The organism is Pseudoalteromonas sp. NZS71 (assembly GCF_015864715.1).
Lineage (GTDB): Bacteria > Pseudomonadota > Gammaproteobacteria > Enterobacterales > Alteromonadaceae > Pseudoalteromonas > Pseudoalteromonas arctica.
This window is the reverse complement of the sequence record NZ_JADYWS010000038.1, coordinates 24008-30446: the sequence shown is the minus strand read 5'-3', so window position 1 is coordinate 30446 and position 6439 is coordinate 24008. Positions and strand designations below refer to the sequence as shown.

The 6439-nt window shown below is 38.1% G+C and carries 9 protein-coding genes and 1 pseudogene; 9 read left to right on the top strand and 1 reads right to left on the bottom strand.

The features are described 5' to 3' along the window. Positions 1–94: 94 nt before the first annotated feature. From I6E85_RS19005 to I6E85_RS18990, 4 genes are all read left to right on the top strand, one after another. The gene (locus I6E85_RS19005; protein ID WP_101163155.1) at positions 95–469 is read left to right on the top strand and encodes a hypothetical protein; all 375 of its coding nucleotides are present in this window, start codon (positions 95–97) and stop codon (positions 467–469) included. Positions 470–571: 102 nt separating this feature from the next. Then, complete coding sequence (locus I6E85_RS19000) at positions 572–1123, top strand: hypothetical protein (protein WP_101163154.1); 552 nt, start codon at positions 572–574, stop codon at positions 1121–1123. Between the two features lie 208 nt (positions 1124–1331). Beyond that, positions 1332–1745 carry a helix-turn-helix domain-containing protein gene (locus I6E85_RS18995; protein ID WP_101163153.1) on the top strand — a complete coding sequence of 138 codons (414 nt, stop codon included), beginning with the start codon at positions 1332–1334 and terminating at the stop codon, positions 1743–1745. Between the two features lie 157 nt (positions 1746–1902). Further along, positions 1903–2286, top strand: a complete 384-nt coding sequence (locus I6E85_RS18990) for a hypothetical protein (protein WP_101163152.1) — start codon at positions 1903–1905, stop codon at positions 2284–2286. Positions 2287–2314: 28 nt separating this feature from the next. Here the strand turns inward: I6E85_RS18990 and I6E85_RS21070 are convergent. Continuing rightward, positions 2315–2455 (bottom strand): annotated as a pseudogene (locus I6E85_RS21070) (IS110 family transposase); the annotation flags it as partial. An 84-nt stretch (positions 2456–2539) separates the two neighbouring features. Between I6E85_RS21070 and I6E85_RS18985 the strand changes: the two are divergent. From I6E85_RS18985 to I6E85_RS18965, 5 genes are all read left to right on the top strand, one after another. Then, entirely contained in the window at positions 2540–3514 is a 975-nt protein-coding gene (locus I6E85_RS18985; RefSeq protein ID WP_024608444.1) for a transposase, read from the top strand. Positions 3515–3754: 240 nt separating this feature from the next. Then, positions 3755–4870: an RHS repeat domain-containing protein gene (locus I6E85_RS21065; RefSeq protein ID WP_231621096.1), complete on the top strand. Its 1116-nt coding sequence runs from the start codon at positions 3755–3757 to the stop codon at positions 4868–4870. 491 nt (positions 4871–5361) lie between these two features. Next, the gene (locus tag I6E85_RS21225) at positions 5362–5463 is read left to right on the top strand and encodes a transposase (RefSeq protein WP_350634442.1); all 102 of its coding nucleotides are present in this window, start codon (positions 5362–5364) and stop codon (positions 5461–5463) included. Between the two features lie 220 nt (positions 5464–5683). After that, positions 5684–5908 carry a hypothetical protein gene (locus I6E85_RS18970; RefSeq protein ID WP_024591715.1) on the top strand — a complete coding sequence of 75 codons (225 nt, stop codon included), beginning with the start codon at positions 5684–5686 and terminating at the stop codon, positions 5906–5908. 87 nt (positions 5909–5995) lie between these two features. Beyond that, on the top strand, positions 5996–6421 hold the full coding sequence (locus I6E85_RS18965) for a hypothetical protein (RefSeq protein ID WP_197237254.1): 426 nt from the start codon (positions 5996–5998) through the stop codon (positions 6419–6421). Positions 6422–6439: the final 18 nt, after the last annotated feature.

Genomic DNA, 6439 nt, shown 5'->3' with positions numbered 1-6439 from the left:
ACCAAAATAGGAACTCAGCTATGGTTTGTTTATCAATAAAAACAAATTTAAAAACGAGTTAATCTACAGGCTCGTTAGATACACAGGTGTTCAAATGAGATTTATTGTCCTTTTTACTATTTTGGTTATATCTGGTTGTACTACAGGTAATAAGCCTTGGGAAGAGTATACAAATGAGCTAATTGGTGGTAAAGCTCCTTTTCTAGATCCAACTCGATTTGGCGATGCTGGTGAGTTAATTAGAGCCGACTATGTAATATCAGGAGATGGTTTTACTCACATATCCAAAAACAACGAAGGGCAAATTCTACAGCACTGGTTTTATAGTGAAGTATTATCTACTGCACCAAGTGAAGAATGGGTTGGCAAATGTAAAATTTTTTATATTGTGAATCCTGACACAAATGTCATTATTAGCTGGGATTACGATGAAGGCTCCAATAAAGAAAGTTGTAGGGTTTACCACTAACAAAAGTGTACCTAACAAGAAAATTCAAGCGGACATTAGCAAGAGCGGCCAATGCCGCTTAATTTGGTGTTATGTGCTATCAACTAGGAGTTAATTTAAGCTATGGAACCTCATGTAGCCCCTTTAGTAGTGAAAGATATTATAACAATTGCTATATCTATATTGGCACTAACTATTTCATCGACAGTTTTGTATTTATCGCACATTCGTAAAAGCTCTAAAGCGATCCTTTGTCTTAATAGCAGGCTTTTTGATTGCTTAGGTAAAATAACAAAGCGACAACTTAGTTATACTCTAAGCAATACGGGCAACCAAGAGTTGTTTGTTAAAGATATTGAATTGTTAAATGGTCAGTCGCCATTAGGTCATTTGAAACACGATACGTCTTATCTAGTTATTCCTTCAGATATCATTGATCCATTCGTAATAAAACCAGGCGAAATAAAGGCTTTTATGGTATCGCATGACGTAAATTATGATTTACCGCCAGAATATGATGGTGAGTTGAATAAATATACAATTGTGAGTGTTGAAGTTATTTCTGCGAATGGAAAGCGATTTCAAATCGCTCATGACATATCAAATCTTGGCCCATCTGGGCCTGAATTAAAAGATAAGATATGGCGAGGCGTGTCACTAGGAAATAGCATCTAAGAATTAGCACATAACAAGAGCTTTAAACGGAACTAAAACAGTGGGTTAGGTTTCGCTTCGCTACACATTTTAACCCACTATTTTAGTCCGCTTAAGCTGGCGTTATATCGCTGTAAACATCGTCTGTCGCCCCACTGTCGTGTGAATTTCGTAACCGACAATCGATTAAAACATGGATAGTTTCCTCTCACATTGGTAAGGAGCCCAAATGATAGTCAAACGTCTTAGAGAAAAACGAAACTGGTCACAAGAACAACTTGCCACGTTAAGCGGCTTGAGTACTAGAACTATCCAACGAATAGAAAGTGGAAACAAGGCCAGCATAGAATCTCTTAAAGCCCTTGCCTCTGTGTTTGAAATTGACATTTCTAAACTTCAAGAGGAAATTATCGTGATAGACAAAACATCTAAAGAATGGAACAAAGAGCCAATATGGGTCAGGTTTTCGTTTTGGGGAGTAAAAGCAAGAAAGCAAATTATTATGTTAGAAATTATAACGGTGCTCATGGGCCTATTAACTTGGTTCATAAAACCCGACGTAATTGTGACGCCGGCATTTTTTCTTCTAGCTTACATCTTTTCTAACATGAAGCATTATATTGATACGAAGAAATATTGGTGAGTAGCGATATAACAACTCAATAAACTCACTCACTGCCTTCGCTGGGACGCATACACGCGGGGCGGCTTCGCCATTATGCCCCACGTGCCTGCGCCCGTTATTGAAAAGTTAGCTGCACAGTTTATTGCGGCATATTTCAATCTATAAGGATATTAAAATGAATAAAATGATCAAATTAAGTCTATTTACATTAGGCTCTCTTGTTTCAACAGTTTCTTTTGCTAACGAAATCTCTTCTGATTTTCTTAAAAAAGAAATTGAATTAGCTCTCACTCAATACTTAAAAGGCTCACCTGAAAGTGGGCTTTACGCACTTCAAGCCCTAGCAAGAATCCTAGAGTCAGATAGGTCTAGCTCCAAACTTGGGCCAAATAATTTGTCATTTACTTATTTAAGAATAGGTTTGTTACACGAACAGACAGGTAGCCAATCTAAGGCAAAAGCATATTTCAACAAAGCTTTAAGCTCTTATAAAGGTAAAAATATTGAAATTGCTCATTTAAAAGAAGCAGTTTCCAAACTAGACGAAAAGCGCAGCTAACAACACGCCCTGAGGTGGACAGCAAGCGCTAAAGCTCACTTTCCACCGCAAATTTTAACAGCGGTGATCCCTTACTTTTCAATGCAGTTAAGTAAGTTGATTCATCGTAGGGCGTATGTGTTTTCCAGCACCTAAATAGGATTCGTATCCACTTAAATGCCAAAATTTTTAACAAGACACCCAACCTAAATTTTGCACTTTTCGAATTTAGAGGCTAGCCTTTATTTAGTGTAAAAAACAAGCAGGGTGTCATATGGCTATCGCAAGAAAGCGTCAAGTAAGTTTGGTTGATACAAAATACTACCACTGTATTTCGCGTTGCGTTCGACGTGCATTTTTATGTGGGGAAGACCGTTTTACTGGTCAATCTTACGAGCATCGACGAGGGTGGGTTGAAGATAAGCTGCTTGAATTAGCCAGGGTGTTTTGTATTGATGTATGTGCTTACGCTGTAATGAGTAACCACACTCACTTAGTACTGTATGTTGATGATATTAAAGCAAATAGGCTTAGTGATAAAGCGATTGTTATTCGCTGGCATAAACTCTGTAAAGGCACATTGCTAACGCAAAAATATGTACAAGGTGAAAAGCTAAGTAAAGTTGAACTCATCTTTTTCAATCAAACGGTTAAACAATACCGAGAGCGCTTATCAAGTATCAGTTGGTTTATGCGGCTATTAAATGAAGACATTGCACGCAGAGCAAATAAAGAAGATAACTGCACAGGCCGCTTTTGGGAGGGGCGCTTTACGTCTCAAGCATTATTAGATGAAGCAGCACTTGCGGCCTGCATGGCCTATGTAGATTTAAACCCTATTAGAGCTAAAATGGCTAACACCCCAGAGGAGTCAGAGCATACCAGCATCAAACAGCGTTTAACGTATGCAAAAGAAGGCAAGCAACCAAAACAACTACTGCGCTTTGCAGGCATGCCACGTCAAATTATGCCAAAAGGACTCCCGTTCGAGCTTAAATCGTACCTTGAACTTGTTGAATTAACAGGACGTTGTATACGAGAAGATAAGCGAGGGTATATTGAGATTACACACTTGCCTTTACTAGAAAGGGTGAATATATCTCCAGAAAACTGGTTAAAGCTTACAACCCAATTTACGCGCGTATTTCATGGCGCAGTGGGCAGGCCAGCGTCACAAGAAGGTTATTGTGAAAACTTAAACCGAAAGCGGCGAGCGAATATCAGTAACTGCGAAAAGCTACTGGCATAAAACTTAAACTATTCAGTAATAAATCATAACTGCATCATGCAGCCATTTCTATGCGTGTAATTTAGGTTTAATAGGGTTAATGACTTATTTAATGGATAAAATAAAAGTCACTCAGCAAAAAAAGATTAATTCAGAATCTGAATGGCGAATTTAGTGGCACAGTTTTGTTTGTTATATTAGAGTGGATGTCTAGTTTACTGTATTGACCCATTTGGTAAACCACGGCTAGCCAGTGGCGGGTTGAAAGCATTTGGAGATTCAAAACTCGGTGATATGGCGGATGCCAAAACACGAAGAGGCTTTACTGACCACGAACATTTAGATAATGTAGAGCTCATTCATATGAACGGGCGGGTGTACGATTATAACCTTGGGCGGTTTATGAGTGTTGACCCTTTGATTCAAAGCCCAACGAATAGTCAGAGTATTAACCCTTATTCGTACATAATGAATAATCCATTGGCGGGGGTAGATCCAACAGGTTATTCTAGCTGCAACGCTGAAGATTCAGGTGGTTGTCAAAGCGAGCCGAAGGCATTAGAGATTGTAATTACTAGAGGCAAAAATAAAGGGGAATCATCTTCTAGCCCTAATGCCGCAGGTGGTGATATTGGAAGAAAAGGCAATAGTGATAATCCAAATGCACCAATTGCTAACTCTTCCAAAAGTTCTATGACGTCAAATGGTAATGAGAATACTCAGAAGAGCCAAGGTAAAATAGGAAGTGCTATTAGCGATATTGGTTCTCCCAGTACAATCACAAATAATAGAAGTACAGCTCCTTCGTCAGGAAACAATAGTAGTAAAGGACTATTTCCCAATATATCTACACTACCTGCGCCACCAAATGCTAAAAATCATATGTCTGGGATGAGATCTGCTCTGGGTTATGTGCAAAAATATGGTATGAATGTGCTTCAAACTATAGGGGGGTCTGGGCAGGCATTGTTAGGTGCTAGTTTGATGAGTAACCCAATAACTTTTATACCTGGTGCTTTAATTTTAGCGCATGGCCTTTTTAATACTGCTCAAGGTGTTGGTTTAACAGAAAGTAATTATGCTCAAGAAGGGTGGAGGTATGCATTGGGTGAACAATATGGTGATTACGCATATTTTGGTGTTGACATAGCTAGTGCCGGTTGGGCAGCTTTAGGGCGAAAAATAGGACAATTTGGACTACGAGCTTCAGGTACAAACACCATTCATCATTCAAGAAATTTAACTAATTCTTTAGGGCGGGATCGTATCCACTTTAGAGGAGATTATGTGAGAAATTATCGAACAGTATCTGGAAGTGCACTATTTGCTAATGACGCGATAGTAATTGGAAATGGAGTTATGCAGAATGCTAACTGAGAACCCGTTAGTTACATTAGTTCCTTTAATTTTTATTATTGACTTAGTTTTAACTGTGGCAGTTATAAGGAAAAAAGTAAAAGATAGGAATGTTGTTCCTGTGCTGAGGTTTTTGTTAATGGGATTAGGGGTCGCAAGTTCTTGGATTTTGTTCTTCAACTACCCATCATTAGGTCACTTATTTGATTATATTTATGGAAGTATTTTGGTTTACTTTTTAGTAATTAGAGTATTTGTACTGAGATCCTAATTGAATAATTAGGATGACACCCATCCTAATTATTACGAAAAAAGCCCATTAAAACAGGGCGCAGGTGCAGTTTATAAATAATGAATCGCGCAAAAAGATGAGCTATGTCGATAAGATGAAAGTTAAAATAGACAGCCCAATCGGACGACGACAGCTGTTTATTAAAGAATGGCAAACGATTCGGCAGTATTGAACCGGCTTTCTTTTAAATAAAAAGCGGAATATTACGGTGAACAAAGGCATGAATAAATTGACCTTACGGGGTCAAGCGAAAGTAAATGCGCAATGGCAATTGTATTGCCTTGTTCATAATATAGAAAAGCTGAAAAATACGATACATTAAAAAGGGGAAGCCCTTTTAACCTAAATTAAAGCCACTCAAACACCCGTAATCCCTTCCAAAACGCCAATTAAAACAATATCAAACACTTCTATATTCTGCGTAAAAATATAGTAATCAATTGAACCAAAATAGGAACTCAGCTATGGTTTGTTTATCAATAAAAACAAATTTAAAAACGAGTTAATCTACAGGCTCGTTATATGCAAAAGGAGAATCGCGTATGAATATCAATGCAACACTATTAGGAGAGATAATATTTATCTCTGGGATCGTTATCGGCGTCCTTAGTTATTATTTGGCTAAACGTAAAACTAGCACACCTAAAATAGCTACATTTATAGGCGTGCTATTAGCATTTATTCCGCCACTCGGTTTAATTTATATTGCCATTCTAGTGTTAAAAAATGACATTAATCAAAACAATACTACTGAGGCTGTTGAGTAATTTGCATATAACAAACAAATTATGGCGCGACGCGCAAACAGCGCGCGCCGCATATTCGAATCGTTATACGTCGAACAGGCATCAAGGATGATTTTTAATAAATTCATGAGAGTATTAAAAGAAACGAAAGGGATGCCAAAGTTATTCCGGTTTCAGCATATGCTCAACTCAATTACATATTCACTGATGGTGCTTTTTGCTTTCTGGCCTTGGCCAAACGGAGAGTATTCGTTGAATGGGCGCAGCCTTACTTATCAAGAATTTTGGTTTACAGGTATGGCACCCGGCTTTCTGTTATTTAGCATACTAATCATTGCAATTTGCTTTGCTTCAGTGAATAAACACTGGGCTGGCCGTGTTGGTACTTTTTTATACTGGGCATCTATTATTGCCTTCATGTCTTTTTATTCTTTAACTGGGGTTGTAATAGGTGGGGCAATAATAGCTGTTTGGGCGTACTATGTGTTCTATAGCACTGGCATGAGGCAGTTTTTTGTTCAATCAAACGTATAACAAAAAAATTAAGTTCGC